Annotated in this window: 19 protein-coding genes; 15 read left to right on the top strand and 4 right to left on the bottom strand. The window is 37.5% G+C overall.

What is annotated here, in order from left to right; translation table 11 throughout:
• Positions 1-23: 23 nt before the first annotated feature.
• Together HCU67_RS10090 and HCU67_RS10095 are read right to left on the bottom strand one after the other, a co-directional pair.
• A complete protein-coding gene (locus tag HCU67_RS10090) occupies positions 24-419 on the bottom strand; it encodes a hypothetical protein (RefSeq protein WP_168552504.1) in 396 nt (131 codons plus the stop codon).
• A gap of 259 nt (positions 420-678) precedes the next feature.
• Entirely contained in the window at positions 679-2,058 is a 1,380-nt protein-coding gene (locus tag HCU67_RS10095) for a serine hydrolase domain-containing protein (protein WP_345890708.1), read from the bottom strand.
• On the opposite strand from HCU67_RS10095, the gene HCU67_RS10100 reads away from it, so the two are divergent.
• The 3 genes from HCU67_RS10100 (at position 2,057) to HCU67_RS10110 (ending at position 5,753) form a co-directional block, all read left to right on the top strand.
• Complete coding sequence (locus tag HCU67_RS10100) at positions 2,057-3,550, top strand: FG-GAP repeat domain-containing protein (protein WP_168552505.1); 1,494 nt, start codon at positions 2,057-2,059, stop codon at positions 3,548-3,550. The genes HCU67_RS10095 and HCU67_RS10100 overlap by 2 nt on opposite strands.
• Positions 3,551-3,666: 116 nt before the next feature.
• Complete coding sequence (locus HCU67_RS10105; RefSeq protein ID WP_168552506.1) at positions 3,667-5,124, top strand: M14 family zinc carboxypeptidase; 1,458 nt, start codon at positions 3,667-3,669, stop codon at positions 5,122-5,124.
• A gap of 5 nt (positions 5,125-5,129) precedes the next feature.
• On the top strand, positions 5,130-5,753 hold the full coding sequence (locus tag HCU67_RS10110; RefSeq protein ID WP_168552507.1) for a 3-keto-disaccharide hydrolase: 624 nt from the start codon (positions 5,130-5,132) through the stop codon (positions 5,751-5,753).
• Between the two features lie 59 nt (positions 5,754-5,812).
• On the opposite strand, the gene HCU67_RS10115 is transcribed toward HCU67_RS10110, so the two are convergent.
• Together HCU67_RS10115 and HCU67_RS10120 are read right to left on the bottom strand one after the other, a co-directional pair.
• The gene (locus HCU67_RS10115; protein WP_168552508.1) at positions 5,813-6,646 is read right to left on the bottom strand and encodes an OmpA/MotB family protein; all 834 of its coding nucleotides are present in this window, start codon (positions 6,644-6,646) and stop codon (positions 5,813-5,815) included.
• A gap of 116 nt (positions 6,647-6,762) precedes the next feature.
• A complete protein-coding gene (locus HCU67_RS10120) occupies positions 6,763-7,848 on the bottom strand; it encodes a vWA domain-containing protein (protein ID WP_168552509.1) in 1,086 nt (361 codons plus the stop codon).
• A gap of 452 nt (positions 7,849-8,300) precedes the next feature.
• Between HCU67_RS10120 and HCU67_RS10125 the strand changes: the two genes are divergently transcribed.
• From HCU67_RS10125 to HCU67_RS10180, 12 genes are read left to right on the top strand one after another with little or no spacing between them, the layout of a single operon-like run.
• Positions 8,301-8,762: a (2Fe-2S)-binding protein gene (locus HCU67_RS10125; protein ID WP_168552510.1), complete on the top strand. Its 462-nt coding sequence runs from the start codon at positions 8,301-8,303 to the stop codon at positions 8,760-8,762.
• 18 nt (positions 8,763-8,780) lie between these two features.
• Positions 8,781-11,021 (top strand): xanthine dehydrogenase family protein molybdopterin-binding subunit, encoded by a 2,241-nt coding sequence (locus HCU67_RS10130; protein ID WP_168552511.1) that lies wholly within the window; start codon positions 8,781-8,783, stop codon positions 11,019-11,021.
• A gap of 4 nt (positions 11,022-11,025) precedes the next feature.
• Complete coding sequence (locus tag HCU67_RS10135) at positions 11,026-11,280, top strand: MoaD/ThiS family protein (protein ID WP_168552512.1); 255 nt, start codon at positions 11,026-11,028, stop codon at positions 11,278-11,280.
• Between the two features lie 3 nt (positions 11,281-11,283).
• Positions 11,284-11,916, top strand: a complete 633-nt coding sequence (locus HCU67_RS10140; RefSeq protein ID WP_168552513.1) for a transglutaminase-like domain-containing protein — start codon at positions 11,284-11,286, stop codon at positions 11,914-11,916.
• A gap of 5 nt (positions 11,917-11,921) precedes the next feature.
• Positions 11,922-12,908: a GTP 3',8-cyclase MoaA gene (gene moaA, locus HCU67_RS10145; protein ID WP_168552514.1), complete on the top strand. Its 987-nt coding sequence runs from the start codon at positions 11,922-11,924 to the stop codon at positions 12,906-12,908.
• Positions 12,909-12,912: 4 nt separating this feature from the next.
• On the top strand, positions 12,913-13,410 hold the full coding sequence (locus HCU67_RS10150) for a hypothetical protein (RefSeq protein WP_168552515.1): 498 nt from the start codon (positions 12,913-12,915) through the stop codon (positions 13,408-13,410).
• Positions 13,397-14,011, top strand: a complete 615-nt coding sequence (locus tag HCU67_RS10155; RefSeq protein WP_168552516.1) for an NTP transferase domain-containing protein — start codon at positions 13,397-13,399, stop codon at positions 14,009-14,011. Before HCU67_RS10150 ends, HCU67_RS10155 begins: the two co-directional genes overlap by 14 nt.
• Positions 14,008-15,078, top strand: a complete 1,071-nt coding sequence (locus HCU67_RS10160; protein ID WP_168552517.1) for a HesA/MoeB/ThiF family protein — start codon at positions 14,008-14,010, stop codon at positions 15,076-15,078. The genes HCU67_RS10155 and HCU67_RS10160 overlap by 4 nt, the downstream gene beginning before the upstream one ends.
• Positions 15,062-15,838 carry a sulfite exporter TauE/SafE family protein gene (locus tag HCU67_RS10165; RefSeq protein WP_168552518.1) on the top strand — a complete coding sequence of 259 codons (777 nt, stop codon included), beginning with the start codon at positions 15,062-15,064 and terminating at the stop codon, positions 15,836-15,838. Before HCU67_RS10160 ends, HCU67_RS10165 begins: the two co-directional genes overlap by 17 nt.
• Complete coding sequence (locus HCU67_RS10170) at positions 15,839-17,029, top strand: molybdopterin molybdotransferase MoeA (RefSeq protein ID WP_168552519.1); 1,191 nt, start codon at positions 15,839-15,841, stop codon at positions 17,027-17,029.
• Entirely contained in the window at positions 17,030-18,037 is a 1,008-nt protein-coding gene (locus HCU67_RS10175; RefSeq protein WP_168552520.1) for an XdhC family protein, read from the top strand.
• Positions 18,030-18,629: a nucleotidyltransferase family protein gene (locus HCU67_RS10180; RefSeq protein WP_168552521.1), complete on the top strand. Its 600-nt coding sequence runs from the start codon at positions 18,030-18,032 to the stop codon at positions 18,627-18,629. Before HCU67_RS10175 ends, HCU67_RS10180 begins: the two co-directional genes overlap by 8 nt.
• Positions 18,630-18,668 lie beyond the last annotated feature (39 nt).

An 18,668-nucleotide genomic window follows, 5' to 3' on the forward strand; every position in this document is an offset into this window, starting at 1 on the left:
AAAAAAATCAATCTAAATGAAAATCACACTTTCTTTCTCAGTTTTCTGAGTTTTTCTTTGTTTTTAGCCAATTGCATTTCCAACTTGGCCATTTTTAGCTCCAACTTTTCCCGATCGACATCAGAAAGTTTATTATGTGTGTTGTTATGGCGCTCGTTCAATTTTTCAAGTTTTATGCCATCAGTGCGTATATCACTTTCTAATCGGAGGATACTACGTTCCAACTTGTTTTGTTTTTTTAGGGCTTTTACAGTTTTGCGTGCTTCTTTTTCCTCCAGTTTTAACTGGTATTCTGATTTTTCAATTCGTTCTGTAACAGTTGTTTTGGGCAAGGAGTCAACAGATGCGGATTCTTCTTGAGCAAACGTAGTGGTAAATACAAATCCAACTAGTGCTATGGTGTAAATGAGTTTTTTCATTGTTCTCGTTTATGGTTTTGACACGATATTCTAAAAAAAGTCACATACCCAAAAAACACAATTTACCGTAAATAAAAAGAGCCCTGACTTTTGGTCAAGGCTCCTTTACGAGAACACTATATGAAAATGAAAAAATTTACTTGCTTGATTATTACACTGTAAATGTACTACCAGAGCTCTCGTAAGGGAAATTAATGTTGTGAAGCCACTCTTTCTTGTGGTCAGTTAAGTTAAATACGTTATTACTGAAGATAATTGCTTATTCCACTGCAGATACTATCCCAGATAATACTTCATTTGCATTGAACGCAGGAGGTTCGGCCAGCCCAGTACGTACAATTACCATTTCTTTTGATGGAATTATAAATACGTATTGTCCTTGATAGCCATTCATAGAATACATGTCTTTGGGAACATCAGGATAATTTTCTCCATTATTCAGCCAAAAATGAGCACCATAGGTACCATTTGAATTTGTCGTGGGTTTTGCTATATAATCAATCCATGACTTGTCAAAAAGTTGTTGACCATTCCAAAGGCCTTGATTTAAATATAGCTGTCCGAAACGTGCCCAGTCGCGGGTATTTGCCCATGCATAACTCGACCCAACATAGTTTCCTTCCAAATCAGCTTCTATTATCATACTATGGGCTCCAATTTTATCAATTAATGCTTCGTAGGGGAAATCAAGGTATTCTTGATGGCTCCTAAATTGTTGACGCAGGATTCCCGATAATAAGTTGGAAGTGCCAGAAGAATAATTCCAAATCTCTGTCGGTTTGGCAATGGCCTTTTTAATCCTTTGGGCTTTGGTCATATCAGAATCCAAAAAAAGCATTTTTGTTACATCTGAAATACCGCTATAATCCTCGCTCCATTCCAGACCACTTTGCATGCGTAATAAATGGTTCAGGGTAATTTCTTTTCGTTCATCATCTTTCCATTCAGCAATAGGTGCTGGCCAGTCCATATTAATCTTACCTTGGTTTTGCAATACGCCATAACAGGTGGCAAGAATGCTCTTTGTCATTGACCAACCAAGTATCGGAGTATCTTTTGTAAATCCTTCTTCATATTTTTCGCCGATTAAATGTCCTTTGTACAAAACCAATAGTGTTCTGGTTTTTTGAACTTCCGGATTTGAAAATGCCAATGAAATTGCCTTTTCCAATTTGCTATAATCTATTTCTGGGAAAAGTGAATCTTTGGGAGGTAGCTGCCCCATAGGATAAGGCAAGGAATCAAATTTTTTGTTTCTATTAGGTTGAAGGTAGTTTTGATCTTCCTTATAATCTGCATTGACCAAAACACTGCCAAGTCCATTTCTATCGATGGCTTTTCTCTCAAGTAGTCCGTAAACATCAGCTGATGCCCCATCTTCACTATACTCGGTAGTTGCCAATTCAATCAAAGGCATTTTTAGGTCGTTTTGATTGATGTATGCCGGAGAATGTCCACCGATTGTTACACTAGATGCCATATATTTTGAAGCATAGCCCGAAATGATATTTAATTTAGGATAATTGAGATATACAACTACAGCAATTAAAAGGATAAGAAGGAGTAAAATTCGTTTAAACCATTTCATATTAAAGAGGTAAATATTGTACTTTATAGCGATTAAAGATAAGTATTTCATGCCCCATACTTTTAAATTAAAGCGCATCTTAAATAAACAAGTATTATTCCTAATTTTTATACTGTTCTCGGCATGTAAAAAAGAAAAACCACAGCGAGAAGTTGCCTTATTCAACCAATACTGTGCGTCTTGCCATTTGGCTCCAGAAATTAATGATTTACCCAAGGATGTTTGGAAAAACGGTGTGCTTCCTAAGATGGCCGATTTTATGCAAATAGAAGAGATGTATCAAGACCCTAATATTGTTGATTCCGTATTTAGGCCAAAAATCAAATTAATGGATTGGGTTTTGCTCTCGGAATATATCATTGCCAACGCTCCAGAAGAAATGAACTCGATACCTAAAAGGGTACTTCAAAGGCAGGGTCAATTTAAGGAAGTTGCCCATACCTTAGAAAGCAAGGAAGGTGCATATACAACCTTCATGGATTTTGATGATTCCTTAAAAACCATTCTTCTAGGGAATACCCTAGGCGAAGTCAATACCTACAATCCAAATCAAAAAGAAACTTCGAATTTGTTCTCTGGAAGTTCCCCGGTTACGTGGTTTTCAAATAAAGACACGGAGCATGCCATATCAGAAGTTGGGATTCTAGATCCTTCAGAAAGAACCAAAGGAATATTCAGTTTGTTGAAAGGTGCTGACACCGCTTTTAGCATTGAAAGTCTTCATAGACCGGTTTTTCATAAAATCTTAGACCTTAATAAAGACGGTAAGCAAGAGGTGTTAATTTCAGAATTTGGAAATAGTGCTGGAAAATTCTCGCTCTTTCATCAAAATGATTCCCTTGAGTATAAACGCAGGGTCTTATTGAATCTTCCTGGTGTGGTCAAAGCTGAGATAAAGGATTTTGATGCTGATGGGTTTGATGATATTATTGTTATGAGTACCCAGGCTTATGAAGGACTCACAATTTTTTATCAGCGCGAGAATTTAAAATTTGAAGCGGTCAAGGTATTGGAGTTTAGTTCGGTTTATGGCAGTAGTTGGTTTGAATTAGTTGATTTCGACGGAGACGGTTTTGACGATATTATTACTGTAAATGGAGATAATGCAGATTATTCCTATACGCACAAGCCATATCATGGTCTTCGAATTCATTTGAACGACGGCAGCAATCAATTCGAACAACGTTATTTTTTCCCAATGTATGGTGCTACTCGAGTTGTAGCAGATGATTTTGATAATGATGGTGATATTGATTTCGGTATTGTCAGCACCTTTCCGGATTATGAAAACAAACCTGAGCAGACCTTTATCTACCTTAAAAACTTGAATTCAAAACAATTTCAATTTCAACCTGAAATTCTGCATAACCCGAACTCTGCGCGATGGTTTCTTATGGATACGGGCGATATCGATTCGGATGGTGATATAGACATCATACTAAGTTCTTTCACCTATTCATTTACTCCAGTACCACCTCATATCACGGAATTATGGGATTCATCAAATACGGATTTGTTGATTTTGGAAAATAAACTCGAATGATACTTAGAACATGCTTATCGAACTAAAAAGAATGACTCTAGTTTAGAATATATGGGCAAAATAAGAAATGCAACCAAAAAGCTTAATTTTAAACCAATACCACAGCCTAAAACCCTATGCGAATAAATCTGACGTTACTCACCTTTTTAATTACAGGTTGGATACTTACCGCTCAAGATGAATTTACTTCACAATTGTATCAAACGTTTAATGATTACAAGGAAAATTCATTACAAAGCAGGAGGATAAAATACAGTCAATTACAGCCGCTGATTGAACGAATTAAAAAGAACGGGCTATTCAAAGTCACGAAAGTTGGGGAGTCAATAGAAGGCCGCGATTTGAATTTGATTAGCCTAGGAACGGGAAGTACAGATGTTTTTCTTTGGTCACAAATGCATGGTGATGAACCCACCGCAACCATGGCAATATTCGACATTTTCAATTTCATTATAGCAGACGGTTTTGCCAAAGAAAAAGAGGAAATTCTTTCCAAGCTAAGGTTGCATTTTATCCCAATGCTCAATCCTGATGGGGCAGAAGTTTTCTCTAGGCGAAATGTATTAGGTATAGATATCAATCGCGATGCCCTTCGTTTACAATCGCCGGAGGGCAGAACGCTGAAAAAAGTTCGTGACAGTCTAAATCCGGTGTTTGGGTTTAACCTACATGACCAAAGCCGTTATTATAACGCAGAGCATACACCAAAACCTGCAACAATATCATATTTGGCCCCAGCTTATAATTATGAGAAGGAAATCAACGAAATCAGGGGTAATGCAATGCGTGTAATTGCTTTTATGAATAACATTATCCAAAAATATGCTCCTGGTCAAGTAGGACGTTATAACGACACCTTCGAGCCAAGGGCTTTTGGCGACAATTTGACCAAATGGGGTACAGGTGTCATCTTAATCGAATCAGGAGGTTTCGCTGGCGACCGGGAAAAGCAGGAAATTCGAAAATTAAACTATGTTTCTATTCTTTCCGCCTTATATACCATAGCTAATGAAAGCTATAGAGAGATAAATTTGGAAGAATATGAAAAAATTCCGAGGAATGATAGGAAACTATTTGACTTAAAAATAGAAAATGTCACCTATGAACTCCTAGGCAAAGAGTACGTTCTTGATTTAGGTATAAACAGGAACGAAATTGATTTAAAAGGTCATACCGAATTTTATTATAGAAGTGTACTATCCGACCAAGGTGATTTATCAACTTATTATGGATATGAAACCTTTAATGCCGAAGGATACAAAATCATAGCTCCAAAGAAAACATCCCAAGCGGAATTTGCCTCTAATTCAAACATGGCAACAAATTTATTAAAAGCGGGTTATGGTTATCTAGAAATGCAACGAATGCCCAATAGTGATATGGTAAACCTGCCATACCATGTGGTCAATCAAAATTATGAGGTGCCTGAATTTAAATTACAACCAGGAATTAACCCCACATTTTTCTTAGAGAAGAACGGTATTTTAACCCATGCAGTAATCAATGGTTTTTTATTGCGTTTGGATAAACCATTGGAGAATCAAAAATTCGGAAACGCCTTAATATTTAAATAATCAATATGAAAAATAGCTATCTAATCTTATTGGGCATATTTATTTCCTGTTGGGTAATCAACGCCCAAGAAATCAAGGAATTACCACTATTTAATGGAGAGAATCTAGATGGTTGGGTTCAGCATGGAGAAGAGAAATGGTATGTTGAAAACGGGGAGTTGATATGCGAGAGTGGACCTAAAGCGGCCTATGGTTATCTTTCAACCGAGGAATTCTACGATGATTTTGAACTTACCTTGGAATTTAAACAAGAAGCAAACGGAAATAGTGGTGTTTTTTTTCGTTCAACTTTTGAAGGGCCCAAAGTCAGTGGATGGCAGGTGGAAGTTGCTCCACCCGGTAAGGACACTGGAGGAATTTATGAGTCCTATGGTCGTGGTTGGTTAATAAAACCAGAAGCTGACTTGGATAAATACCTAAAAATGGGGGACTGGAACGAAATGAAAATTAGAGTGCTTGGAGATTTTGTAACCACTTGGCTGAATGGCCAGATAATGGTGCAAATCAAAGATGACAAAATAGGTCAGGGCAAGGGAGCCATTGCACTTCAGATTCATGATGGAGGAGGAATCAAGGTGAAATGGCGCAATATTCGAATAAAACCAAATCCAGAACTCCCAGCTGAATAATATTAAAAAAGGGAAGCCCTAAGGCTTCCCTCTTTCGTCTTAAGTGTCAGTGTTGTTTTTTAAGGCTGTGTTTTGGCTTCTGAATCCAAAAGGGCAAAGAACTTATCCAAATCAGGAATTATAACAATTCTGGTTCTTCTATTTTTTGCCATATTGTCGTTATCGGTATTTTCAACCAAAGGTTGGTATTGACTTCTACCAGCTGCAATCAACTGTGTTGGGTCAACATCAAAATCATCTTGTAGTTTACGAACAACGGATGTTGCACGTTTAACACTTAAATCCCAGTTGTCTTGGAACAAAGGCGTATTAATTGTTCTAGAATCAGTATGACCTTCAACCATTACTTCCATACTTGGTTCTGAGTTAATTACCTCAGCCAATTTTCCTAGAATTCCGTCTGCTTTATTACTTATTTTGTAACTACCACTTTTGAATAAAAGGTTGTCGGCAATGTTGATCATTACAACTGTTTTGTCAACAAAAACGTCAATTTCATCTTCTTGATCGGTCAATGACTTTTTTAAGTTATGGGAAACCGCTAGGTTGACTTTTTCCTCCATTGTTTTAGCCTCGGCCACTTTTGCAGGATCGATTTCACTTAATGTCTTGTCCAATTTGGCCTTTGTGTCGTTATTCATGACAGTACCTTCTTCAATCGTATATTGGCTGTCATTGATTTCTTTTAGAGAGTTGATTTTAGCGTTGTATTCTTCAACCCTTGCTTCAATTTTTGAAAGCTTAGCTTCCAACTCTTCTTTTTCAACTTGGGTTTTTGAAAGTTGGCTCTGTGTATTGGCCAAGTTAGCTTCAAGGGCAACGTATTTCTTTTTTGAAACACAAGCAGTAAGCAATAGGGCTGCTGCCGCACTAGAAAGAATTATTTTTTTCATGTTTAGATTTTTTCCTGTTCATAAAGGTTTTACATCATCATTTACGCACAGAAACAAAAAATGGATTACAACAACTGCAATCCATTCCTCATATTTAGCATTTATGCTAGATGTTTTTATTCACATCCGCCGGTAAATCCACTAGCGTTGAATTTAGTTTGAACTGCTCCCTGTCTGGCCCCATCGGTAAGTTGAATCACCAGATTGTTTTCGCCGCTACCATCTCTTTTTGGAGTACAATATTCGAAAAGATAATAGCTGTTGGCTCGCTCAATTACACGTTCGGATATTTGATTAAAGGTAGTTTCCAATTCTTCTTTATTACTAGCTACTACACTTGCGGTTTTTCCTATATCCTGTAAAACTTGTTGGTCTATTTCTGCACCGAGACCAATGGTAAAAAAGGAAATATTACTATTTGCACTGTTGACTTTGTTAAGAGCTTCCGATTCCGAATAGCGGGAAGCTTGATCGGTACCATCGGTAAAAATTACTACCGATGTAGCCTCAATAACGCTTTGATTGCTACGAATTAAATTCTCAGCAAGGTCGGTCGATTTAATTACAGCCCCATATAGGTCAGTCGAAGGGTCTGCACTTATATCTTCAGTAATACTATTTATAGCGGTTTTTAAATCAGTAATTGATGGTGTCAATTCACTTAATAAATGTAATTGGTCCTCACCATCAAACCAGTATATTGCCATTTTAACAGATTCTGTTTCGTTTTGAGGCATTACGTTGTCCACAAAACTGGCCGAAGCTGTTTTTAATTCATCAAGGCTATTTTGCAAAACCGAATTACTTAAATCCAATACCAAAAAGGTATTATTACTAAATACTTGAGCATTCGGTGAAATTCTTGCTAATGATTCAGAAGAAGAAATGACATTAAAACAGTCATCGTTTCTTCCCTGTTCATAAACCGTGAATTGGTCAGCGGTTAACCCAGCTACTGGATTACCAACGTTATCGGTTACACGAAAAAGAATAGATACTTTGGCAGGCGGTTCTGCATTTTGTGATTGAATAGATAGAACAAGGTTGTTCTCTTCAAAGTTCAAACAATTATCCGGATTTTCACCCAGGCCTAATTCATTGTTATTGAGGTCAAAGCGAACATCATCATCAGAGTTTCCACAAGCGACAACTAAGAATAAAATCGAAAGAAAAGTAGCCGTGTGGCCCAAGAAAGTTTTCATTTTCAATAAAGTTTAGGTTCTGCTTTCGTAACGGGATTTTTATTTTGATAGTATGAATTAGCATTTTATTAATGTAATTTTAAGAGTTGTCGAATAAACTCGTTTTAATGTAAATCCCATGTTTTTTATTTTTCATGATGTCCATTGCACTTGTATGTGGGCAAGTCAAAAACGTTGCTGAGCAATTAGGCCATCAAAATTGGGGAGCCAAATGGCGTCAGGCTGATTTCGATTTTTTCACCAGTGACCGTTGTAAGTAGCTCATCAATACCAATAACATTAAAATGGTTACTTGGAAAGAAGTACGAGATAAAATAACGAGGTCATAACCTATTTTGAGTTATTCTAAATGCACTAAAAGAAACGTTAAAAGAGGTTTCCTCCTGGTTAAACTAAAGCAAATCGTGCCTAATTTTTGGTAATTTCAAACAGCGAACAAAAACCTAAGAACAATGCCAACGTATGAAATTAAAGTTAACGGAGAAAGTAAATCCGTTGACGTCTCTGCGGATACCCCTTTACTCTGGGTATTGCGTGACCATCTAGACCTAGTAGGTACAAAATATGGTTGTGGAATCGGCCAATGCGGTGCTTGTACCGTTCATATTGATGGAACAGCCATGAGAAGTTGCTCTATGACCTTAGCACAAGTTGATGGAAAATCGATAACCACAATTGAAGGACTTTCTGAATATGGAACCCATCCTGTACAGGAAGCATGGAAAGAAGTTGACGTACCACAATGCGGTTACTGCCAAGCTGGACAAATTATGACGGCTTCGGCTTTCCTTGAAAACAATCCGAATCCATCTGAAGAAGATATTAAAAATGCCATGCATGGTAACATTTGCAGATGCGGTACCTACAATAGAATCTACAAGGCAGTTGAAAAGGCTGCAGAAAAAATGGGTTAACGCAAAACACTGAAGAAAATGGCAACAAATAAAAATAAACAACTAAGCCGTAGGGCTTTTATGAGAAACACTGCGCTAGCAGGGGGTGGAATGGTTATAGGATTCAATTTATTGCAATCGTGTAAACAAAAGGTTATTGTTGAGCCACCAGTAGATTTATCGCTTTTGGACTATAAGGATTTCAATGCCTTTATTAAGATTGCAGAGAATGGTGTAGTGACCATTTTTTCACCAAATCCAGAAATAGGGCAGGGGGTCAAAACCTCAATGCCGATGATTATTGCAGAAGAATTGGATGTTGCATGGAACAATGTTCATGTGGTTCAGGGAAAACTTGACCAGGTTAATTTTACCAGACAAGTAGCAGGTGGTAGTCAATCAATTCGTCATGGTTGGGATGCCCTTAGAGAAACTGGTGCGAAGGCCAAGGCAATGCTAGTACAGGCTGCAGCAAATCGTTGGGGCATAGAAGCATCTCAATGTTCGGTAAATGAGGGGGTTATCTCAAATACCATCAATAAAGAGACCTTGGGTTATGGAGATGTAGTTTTAGAAGCAGCTCAATTGGAGGTTCCTGAAGAAGTTACTTTGAAAGCACCCAAGGATTACAAAATAATTGGAAACGACGCTCCCAATGTTGATATAGATGAAATAGTTACCGGAAAACCATTATTCGGATTGGATTATAAAGCTGAGGGAATGGTATATGCGGCAGTGGTGCGACCCCCTGCGTTTGGGCAAAAACTAAAGTCTTTTGATGCTACGAAAGCCAAAGACATGCCTGGGGTAATAGATGTGGTGACCATTGGCGAGAAGGCTCGAAAATTGATTGAAGCCCAGCCGAATATTGCAGGTATCCTTTCAAGTAGTGATAAAATAGTTGTAATCGCTGAAACGACTTGGCAGGCCTTTAAGGCAAAGGAAGCCATTCAAGCGCAATGGGAAGATGACACTAAAATGGAAAGTACAGATGATCATAACAAAGCTTTGACAGATTTGTTGAATGGATCTGAATTCAATACCATGCGTGAGGACGGTAATGTAGATAAGGCTTTTGCTGAAGCCGATGAAATTGTAGAACGAACTTATGAAGCTCCTTTTCTACCACATAATTGCTTGGAACCCATGAATTTTTATGCAGATGTATCGGATTCTAAGGTTCATCTTGTTGGTCCAATTCAAACACCTGCATGGAAAGCCGGGGCAGTTTCGGCTATGTTGGATAGAAAACCTGAAGAAATCGAACTTGAAATGACACGCATGGGTGGCGGTTTTGGCCGTCGCTTGTATGGTGATTTTACCTTGGAAGCTGCCGAAATTTCGGATAAAATCAGAAAACCCGTTAAGGTCGTTTATACTCGAGAAGATGATATGAATGATGGGATTTACCGTATGGCAACCAAATACAAGATTAAAGCTGGTATTAAAGGAGGTAGGGTTACAGCTTATCATCTAAAAGAGGCCGCAGTTAATTCTAACATGTACGGACTTATTCCTCACTTCTTTCCTGCAGGAGCCATTGAAAATTATAAGGTTGATGTAGCCTCGTACAAAAGCAATATTACAACTGGAGCATGGCGAGCACCTTATACGAACTTTCTGGCCTTTGCAGAACAGCATTTCTTCGACGAATTGGCTGAGATTCTGGAAGTGGATAAAATTCAGATGAGAATTGATTTACTACAAAAGGTCAATGCGGATGCCGATGAGAATATTGCGTATTCACCAGAACGTATGATTGAAGTGATCAAGACTGCTGTTGATAAATCTGGTTGGGGAACCAAACCAAGCAATGTATACCAAGGCTTTGTGAATTATTATTGTCACAATTCGCATGTAGCAGAGATTGCTGATGTTGAGATCGAAAATGGTACTCCGGTGGTCAAAAAAGTGACCTGTGTAGTTGATTGCGGCATTGTTGTTAATCCCCTGGGAGCAAAAAATCAAGCAGAAGGAGGGGTAATCGATGGAATCGGACATTCAATGTATGGAGATTTTAATTTTGAAAATGGTAAACCTTTGGCGAGCAATTTTGACAAATACCGTTTGATAAGAATGAAAGAGGCACCTGAGGTTGAAGTGCATTTTGTTCAGAACGAGTTGTCACCAACCGGTTTGGGCGAACCGACCCTGCCGCCTGCCGGAGGAGCAATTGCCAATGCTTTCAAGGCCGCAACCGGTAATCGATTGTTCCAACAACCATTTACAAAGAATCCAGAATTATTAAAGGTCAAAGAGACCAAAGAAATTATCGGATAAGCTTATGAATGTTTTATTGTTCGGGGTTACCAAAGATATCATTGGTAGCCCTTCACTATCTATACCAAGTACTGCATTTGTAGGAAAAAAATCACCAAGAAATGTTGGAGAACTCCGCAGTTATTTAGGCAATGCTTATCCTGAATTGAAAAAATTAACTTCTCTTGCTATTGCTGTAAACAATAACTATGCAGATGATGAAAAGGAAATCAATTCTTTTGACGAAATTGCACTGATTCCACCAGTAAGTGGAGGCTGATTTATGAAGAATTACTTAAAAAAAACCATTTGCTTGGATTTTGATTCGAAAGAAGTACAAGCACTAATTGCAGAGTTCAAAACAAACGATATTGACGAAATTGAAAAGGCTAAGGGCATATACCTTAAAATTCGTGATGAATGGAGGTACAACCCCTACTCAATAAGTTTTGATGCTGAAAAATATAAGGCAAGTACGATTGCGCAAAGGGATGAAGGGCATTGTGTTGACAAGGCAATATTATTGGCGGCATGTCTTCGTGGACTAAATATCCCTTCTAGGCTACGATTTGCAAAGGTTACAAATCATATTGCTGTTGAAAAGTTGACAGAACGATTTGGTACGAATGTTTTGACTCCACATGGGATGGTCGAAGTGTATTTGAATCAAAAGTGGTTGAAAGCAACACCTGCTTTCAATAAAGAACTTTGCGAAATGTGTAATGTTAAGCCCTTAGAATTTGATGGTGAAAACGATTCAATGTTTCAAGAATATAATGGTGATGGCCAACAGTTCATGGAATATTTAGAAGATTATGGACATTTTGATGATGTTCCATTAACGTTTATGCGAGATAATATGATGGAGCATTATCCAGAAGTATTTAATTCCAATAAGGTTGACTATAGTTTTTAGGCATTATGTTGGTAGATAATCATGGTAGGAAAATTAACTATCTGCGATTAGCAGTCACAGACCGCTGTAATTTGCGCTGCAATTATTGTATGCCGGCAGAAGGCATCAATTTTGCAAAACGAGAAGAATTATTGACCACATTAGAGTTGAAACAAGTAGCAAAGGTTCTAGTCGAAATGGGAATTGAAAAAATAAGGCTAACAGGCGGGGAACCATTTGTTCGAAAGGATATCATGGATTTACTTGCATTCCTTTCACATCTCGAAGGGTTGAAAGATATCTCAATAACCACAAATGCCACACTTATTGGAAAGCATTTAGACGAACTCAAGCAGCTCGGAATTAAAAACATCAATGTAAGTCTAGATGCAATCAAAAAAGAAACCTTTGAACATATAACGCGAAGAAACTCCTATGAAATCGTTCGTGAAAACTTATTTAGATTATTGAACGAGGATTTCAATGTTCGTGTGAATTTTATTGTGCTACAAGGGCAAAACGAACAGGATATTATCCCAATTTTGAATGAATTTAAAGACTACCCGGTAGGCATACGTTTTTTGGAAGAAATGCCGTTTAATGGCGGTACAAAAAGCTTCGGAAGTATTCATTGGGACCATAAAAAAATCTTAGAGTACATCACGGATTACTTTCCAAATTACCAGAAATTAGATTCCCCAAAAACCTCTACTTCAGTAAATTATAAAATAGATGGGCATCAGGGTACGTTTGGAATTATTCCTTCCTTTAGCAGAACTTTTTGTGGGAGTTGTAATCGCTTACGTGTAACGGCTAAAGGAGACGTTATAACCTGTTTATATGGCAAACCCAAAACTAATCTCAGAGAAATAATTCGCGGCAACGATTCCTTCGATAAAATTAAAATGGAGGTTGAAAGGGTAATAGGAGAAAGAGCTAAAACTGGTTTTGAGGCTCAAAAAGAGCATGAAAACAAAGTATTTGAGAGTAGTATGACTTCAATTGGTGGATAAGAAAATGACAAGGGTATTTAGTTTTTTCTTATTGGTACTTCTAGTATTTGGTTGCAATAAAAAAGACCAATCTTCTATTGCGGTACCTACCGATGGTTCCTTTACAATTGAAAAAGAAAAAGAGGCTATACTAAATACTTTAAATAACGAAACCAAAGCTGCTTTTCAAAGGAACTATCAAGAATGGCAAGCGTATTGGGTTCATGATGAAGATATAACCAAAGTCTATATTGATATTTCAGAACGTTCCTTTTCAGAGTCAATTGGTTGGAAGGAAATAAGTCAATTTGTTAAAACATTTTTTGAAGAACATCCCGAACCTGAGCCAGTACCAGAGTTATTGGATAAAATCGATGTTCGATTATATGGTAATGGGGCTTGGGTCACTTACATGCAGAACGATTCTATTCGTGGATTAAAAAAGGAAACAAGACTGATGGAAAAGGTAGGAGGGGAATGGAAAATAGCCGGAATGCAAACAACGATTTATGGCTTCGATTAGCAATGAGGCATATCATGTAAAATTATACGGACTTATTCTTTGTGGTGGGTTAAGTACTCGGATGGGCAAGGACAAAGATGAGTTAAAATATCACGGCATTCCACAAAGCAGGTATATGTTTGAATTGGCTTCTAACTGCTGTGAGCAAACGTTTTATAGTGTTCGAGAAGACCAAAAATCCTCCTATAATGGGTTACCTAAAATTATTGATCGAGACGAATATCAAGGTCCATTAAATGGAATTTTGAGTGCGCATGAAGAATTTCCTAAGGTTGCATGGTTGGTATTGGCCTGTGATCTACCATTACTGAATTTGCCTAATATTCAAAACCTAGTATTGCAAAGAGACAATTCTAAAAACGCTACTGTTTTTTCAAAAAGGGAAGATAATTTACCTGAGCCTTTGGTAGCCATTTGGGAACCAAAGGGACTGCGAAATTTGAAAAACAATATTGCAGAGAAAAGGGCATTCGGTCCTAGACAATTTTTGAGAAGTACTGAAATCGCTTTTGTTTATCCTTCCGATGAAAATGTCCTATTTAATGCAAATTCAATGGAGCAGTTCGAACAAGCTCAATTACATTTAAAAAGTAAGGATTGACCAACAGGTATATTAGACATACCAGTCTTTCTAGTTTTGGTGTACAGGGCCAAACTAAATTATCCAAGGCTTCCATTCTAATTGTTGGTCTTGGAGGTCTAGGTATACCTGCTGCCCAATATTTAAACGCAATGGGAGTGGGCGAAATAGGTCTTGTAGAAAACGATATTATAGCCCTTCATAATCTTCAACGTCAAGTTCTTTATTCAGAAAACGATATCGGCAAATCGAAACTGGATGTAACTTTACATAAACTTCAAGAGCAAAACCAATCAACAGCGTTTAAGACTTTCGATGCTTACTTAACTCCAGAGAATGCATTGGAAATAATAGCACAGTTTGATTTAGTTATTGATGCAACTGACAATTTTGAATCGCGTTATTTAATTAACGACGCCTGTGTTATTCTAGATAAACCTTTTGTTTACGGTGCTTTACATGCCTTCGAAGGTCAAATTTCCGTGTTTAATTTTGAAGAAGGGCCAACTTATAGATGCTTATTCCCTGTTCAGCCTGGTATTGATGAGATTCCAAATTGTGATGATAACGGGGTATTGGGTATTCTCCCAGGTATTATTGGATCCCTTCAGGCACTTGAAGCTGTAAAAGTGATTACTGGTATAGGTGCTGTTCTTTCAGGTAAGCTTCTTCTTTTTGATGGTTTGAGTCAAACGACCCAAAAAATCAATTTTAATTTAAACCCTATAAATAAAGGAATATCCCATCTTAAAGAAAGTTATCATGCAACATCATGTACGAATATTAAAAATATTTCAGCGGAAGAGTTCATTGAAATTTCAGAAAGGGAGTCCATTCAAATAATTGATGTGCGTTCAGACACTGAATTTGGAAATGGATACTGGAAAGGCGCCAAGAATATCCCCTTATCAGATATAGACAAGCGATTGGAAGAATTCGATTTCAATGATGAGATTTATTTGCTTTGTCAATCGGGTATCCGCAGTCAGAAAGCCTACGAGCTTCTTACCACATTGAGGCCCTCAGCAAAGCTTATTAATGTGGCCGGAGGCATGAACAACCTAGAACTTCATGTTGGCTCAAACTGAGATTATATTGCTGGCTACCGCCTTTTTTTTGGTAGCGCTATTGTATTCCAGTGTTGGTTTTGGCGGCGGATCAAGTTATTTGGCACTATTAGCTTTGGTCTTCGCTAACTTCTTTATGATTCGTAGCTCTGCATTGCTGTGCAATCTTGTTGTGGTTTCTGGAAGTAGTTTTCTCTATTTTCAAAGAGGTCACCTACAATTCAAAAAGTTCGTCCCATTCTTAATAACTAGTATTCCTTTAGCCTTTGTGGGGGCATTATTTAAATTAAAGGAGCATTTTTTCTTTATTCTTTTGGGCATCAGTCTTCTTTTTGCTGCTTTTGCTCTCGTCTTACAGACTTTAAAGTTAAAAGGTGAATATCAGCCAAGTTCATATTCAAAATACCTATCCTATTTACTGGGCGGCGCTGTTGGCTTTTTATCAGGAATGGTAGGTATTGGGGGTGGAATATTTCTAGCTCCTATTTTAAATCATATGAAGTGGGATAAGCCATTAGTTATAGCCGCATTAGCCAGTTTTTTTATTTTGGTGAATTCGATTTCCGGAATTTTAGGTCTGTTGTTTGCAGATACATTTATTGTACCCACCCCAGATATTTGGTTTTTAATTGTTGCTGTCTTTCTAGGCGGACAATTAGGGGCAAGATTAAGTTTGGGTAAATTATCTGGTAAAACCATTCGATTATTGACCGCATTATTGGTTTTGGTAGTGGGCATTCGGGTCTTACTAAAAAATGGTTTTCAACTAACAATATTTTAAATGATATCATTTAAAGAAGCAGAACAAATAGTTTTAAGGAATCTCATGGATTTAGGTAAAGAATTGGTTCCTTTAGAAAATAGTGTTGGTCGGGTCTTAGCTGAAAAGATTTATGCCGACCGGGATTTCCCTCCATTTGATAGGGTAACCAAAGATGGTATTGCCATTAGATTTCAGTCATACGAAAATGGCAATAAGTTGTTTAAAATTCAGGAAACTGCCGCTGCCGGTAGTGCCCAAGTAACCTTAAGCCACCCTAACGACTGTATTGAAGTAATGACCGGAGCTATGCTTCCTAAAGGAACGGATACGGTAATAATGTATGAAAATCTTTTGTTGAAAGATGGTAATGCAATAGTGGAAATCGCTCCTCAAAAAAGTCAAGACGTTCATTCAAAAGGTTCTGATGAGCATAGCGGAAGTGTTTTGTTGGACTCAGGCAATCTAATTACACCGGCTGAGATAGGGGTATTGGCCACTGTGGGCAAATCAGAAGTAAAAGTAAAAAAGTTACCAAAGATTGCTATTGTTTCGACAGGTGATGAGTTGGTGAACATTGATGAGATACCAGAACCACATCAGATTAGAAAATCCAATTCATGGTCGCTGAAGGCTGCTTTAAAAAGTCAAGGGATAATAGGTGAATTATTGCATTTTAGGGATTCAAAAGAAGCTCTTTTAGAGGGCTTAGGAAAGGCAATTGATAATTATGATGTTCTTCTTTTAAGTGGTGGTGTATCCAAAGGAAAATTTGATTATCTACCTGAGGTATTGGAGAAGTTAGGAGTCAAAAAACTATTTCATAGAGTATTGCAACGACCTGGAAAACCATTTTGGTTTGGCCTTAACGATTTTTGCACATTATTTGCCTTCCCTGGTAATCCGGCTTCTACGTTTGCAAACTTTCATGTATATTTTTTACCCTGGCTAAGAAGTTCATTTGGAGCGCAGACCGATAGGTGTCACGCTGTATTAAATGAGCGTTTTGAAAATACCACAGATTTAACAAGATTTATTTTGGCAGATGCACAGTTGTCTCAAGGAACAATAAAAACTAATTTAGTAAAGGACAACGGTTCAGGAGATTTAACTAGCCTAGCAAGATCAAATGGATTAATTTGTTTTGATTCCAATCGCAATTATGAAGTAGGGGAGTTGGTTCCTTTTTATCCAACAAAAAAGATTTTGTAAATGACACATGAGCTAAAACGAATAATTCAAGAATATGAGGAAGCGCTTCAATCTGGAATTGCAGCAGTACTAGCTACCGTTGTTGCTCTTGATGGGTCTTCATATAGACGACCAGGCGTTCGAATGCTTTTACTTGAAAATGGCAAAATGGTCGGAGCTGTAAGTGGAGGCTGTGTGGAAAAAGAGATTTATCGACAAGCCGAAAGCGTATTTAAATCGAAAATTGCTAAAGTAATGACCTATGATGGTAGGTATCGGCTAGGTTGTGAAGGCATACTATATATTTTGTTGGAGCCTATTTCAATGACAACCAAGGCACTGGGACTATTGCAATTGAGTCTGGCTAAACGTAAACCTTTTGAGATTAAATCTTTTTTTGAAAAAGAATTCTCAGAAAGTGAGAATTTCGGGTCGGTCATTAACTTTTCCAATGTTTCCCATCCCTTTAATAGTGGTTTTAAACCGAATTTAAAATTAGATACGTTTACCCAGAAATTACAACCTTGCTTTCGACTCATTTTAATAGGAGCTGAACACGATACCGTACAGTTATGTTCAATGGCGGCCTTAACGGGATGGGAGGTCACCGTAGTTGTCCATCCTAAAGAGGAAAAATCTATTCAAGATTTTCCTGGCGCTTCTGAACTGATTGCTAATGAGGGTGATAATTTGGATTTTGATTTGGATGATGAAACTGCTGTCGTACTAATGACTCATAGTTATGTGAAAGACTTGAAATATCTCATAGCACTTAAGGATAAAAAGCCAGCTTACTTTGGTTTATTAGGGCCTGCACGAAGACGTGAAAAACTTTTTGATGAGTTAATGGAATTACACCCAGAACTAGAACTTGAATTTATTGAGTTGATTCACGGACCCGCGGGATTGGATATTGGAGCAGAGACGCCACAAGAAATAGCATTATCAGTATTAGCCGAAATTATTGGAGTGGTCAATAAAAAAGAAGTGAATTCCTTAAAAGAAAAGGAAGGACGTATTCATGCCTAAGGTAGCTGTTTTAGTATTAGCGGCAGGTGCATCTACTCGAATGGGCAAACCTAAGCAATTGTTACCTTGGAAAAATACGACCCTCTTAGGACATGTAATCTCGAATTTAAGGGTAGTGTCAAAACACATTTTGGTTGTTTTAGGGGCAAATCATGAAAAAATTCTTCCAACACTACCATCTTACCTTGAAAGCGTAATTAATATTGCATGGCAGTCAGGAATGGGCACATCAATAGCTTTGGGAGTAGGGGAACTCGAAAAATCTGTAAATCCAGAAGCTATTTTAATATGTTTGGTTGATCAACCATTGATTGATGCCGAACTCTTTAAAAAGATTATTGATTTGCATAATCTAAACCCTTCAAAGATTATCGCCACTACATATGTTGGTGGCAAAGGAGTACCTGCACTTTTTCCTAAAAAGTATTTTAATGCTCTAAAACAATTCAGTGCTGATTATGGTGCAAGACATTTTTTAAAGAGCAATAAAAATGAAGTCATTCCATTTGATTCGGATGGTAAGGCCGTAGATTTGGATACTCCTGCAAATTATGATGCATATTGGAAAAAACACGGCCGAGAACTATTGTAAAAACACAACAAAACACGTATTTTGAATAACACTTAAATC

Source organism: Croceivirga thetidis, from assembly GCF_012272815.1.
GTDB lineage: Bacteria > Bacteroidota > Bacteroidia > Flavobacteriales > Flavobacteriaceae > Croceivirga > Croceivirga thetidis.

Excerpts from the sequence above, each read along its gene's own strand:
- HCU67_RS10095 (WP_345890708.1), bottom strand. The coding sequence starts at position 2,058 with ATGAAATACTTATCTTTAATCGCTATAAAGTACAATATTTACCTCTTT.
- HCU67_RS10130 (WP_168552511.1), top strand. The coding sequence starts at position 8,781 with ATGGCAACAAATAAAAATAAACAACTAAGCCGTAGGGCTTTTATGAGA.
- HCU67_RS10135 (WP_168552512.1), top strand. The coding sequence starts at position 11,026 with ATGAATGTTTTATTGTTCGGGGTTACCAAAGATATCATTGGTAGCCCT.
- HCU67_RS10100 (WP_168552505.1), top strand. The coding sequence starts at position 2,057 with ATGCCCCATACTTTTAAATTAAAGCGCATCTTAAATAAACAAGTATTA.
- HCU67_RS10120 (WP_168552509.1), bottom strand. The coding sequence starts at position 7,848 with ATGAAAACTTTCTTGGGCCACACGGCTACTTTTCTTTCGATTTTATTC.
- HCU67_RS10115 (WP_168552508.1), bottom strand. The coding sequence starts at position 6,646 with ATGAAAAAAATAATTCTTTCTAGTGCGGCAGCAGCCCTATTGCTTACT.
- HCU67_RS10175 (WP_168552520.1), top strand. The coding sequence starts at position 17,030 with ATGACACATGAGCTAAAACGAATAATTCAAGAATATGAGGAAGCGCTT.
- HCU67_RS10155 (WP_168552516.1), top strand. The coding sequence starts at position 13,397 with ATGGCTTCGATTAGCAATGAGGCATATCATGTAAAATTATACGGACTT.
- HCU67_RS10180 (WP_168552521.1), top strand. The coding sequence starts at position 18,030 with ATGCCTAAGGTAGCTGTTTTAGTATTAGCGGCAGGTGCATCTACTCGA.
- moaA (WP_168552514.1), top strand. The coding sequence starts at position 11,922 with ATGTTGGTAGATAATCATGGTAGGAAAATTAACTATCTGCGATTAGCA.
- HCU67_RS10090 (WP_168552504.1), bottom strand. The coding sequence starts at position 419 with ATGAAAAAACTCATTTACACCATAGCACTAGTTGGATTTGTATTTACC.
- HCU67_RS10140 (WP_168552513.1), top strand. The coding sequence starts at position 11,284 with ATGAAGAATTACTTAAAAAAAACCATTTGCTTGGATTTTGATTCGAAA.
- HCU67_RS10105 (WP_168552506.1), top strand. The coding sequence starts at position 3,667 with ATGCGAATAAATCTGACGTTACTCACCTTTTTAATTACAGGTTGGATA.
- HCU67_RS10125 (WP_168552510.1), top strand. The coding sequence starts at position 8,301 with ATGCCAACGTATGAAATTAAAGTTAACGGAGAAAGTAAATCCGTTGAC.
- HCU67_RS10165 (WP_168552518.1), top strand. The coding sequence starts at position 15,062 with ATGTTGGCTCAAACTGAGATTATATTGCTGGCTACCGCCTTTTTTTTG.
- HCU67_RS10110 (WP_168552507.1), top strand. The coding sequence starts at position 5,130 with ATGAAAAATAGCTATCTAATCTTATTGGGCATATTTATTTCCTGTTGG.
- HCU67_RS10170 (WP_168552519.1), top strand. The coding sequence starts at position 15,839 with ATGATATCATTTAAAGAAGCAGAACAAATAGTTTTAAGGAATCTCATG.
- HCU67_RS10150 (WP_168552515.1), top strand. The coding sequence starts at position 12,913 with ATGACAAGGGTATTTAGTTTTTTCTTATTGGTACTTCTAGTATTTGGT.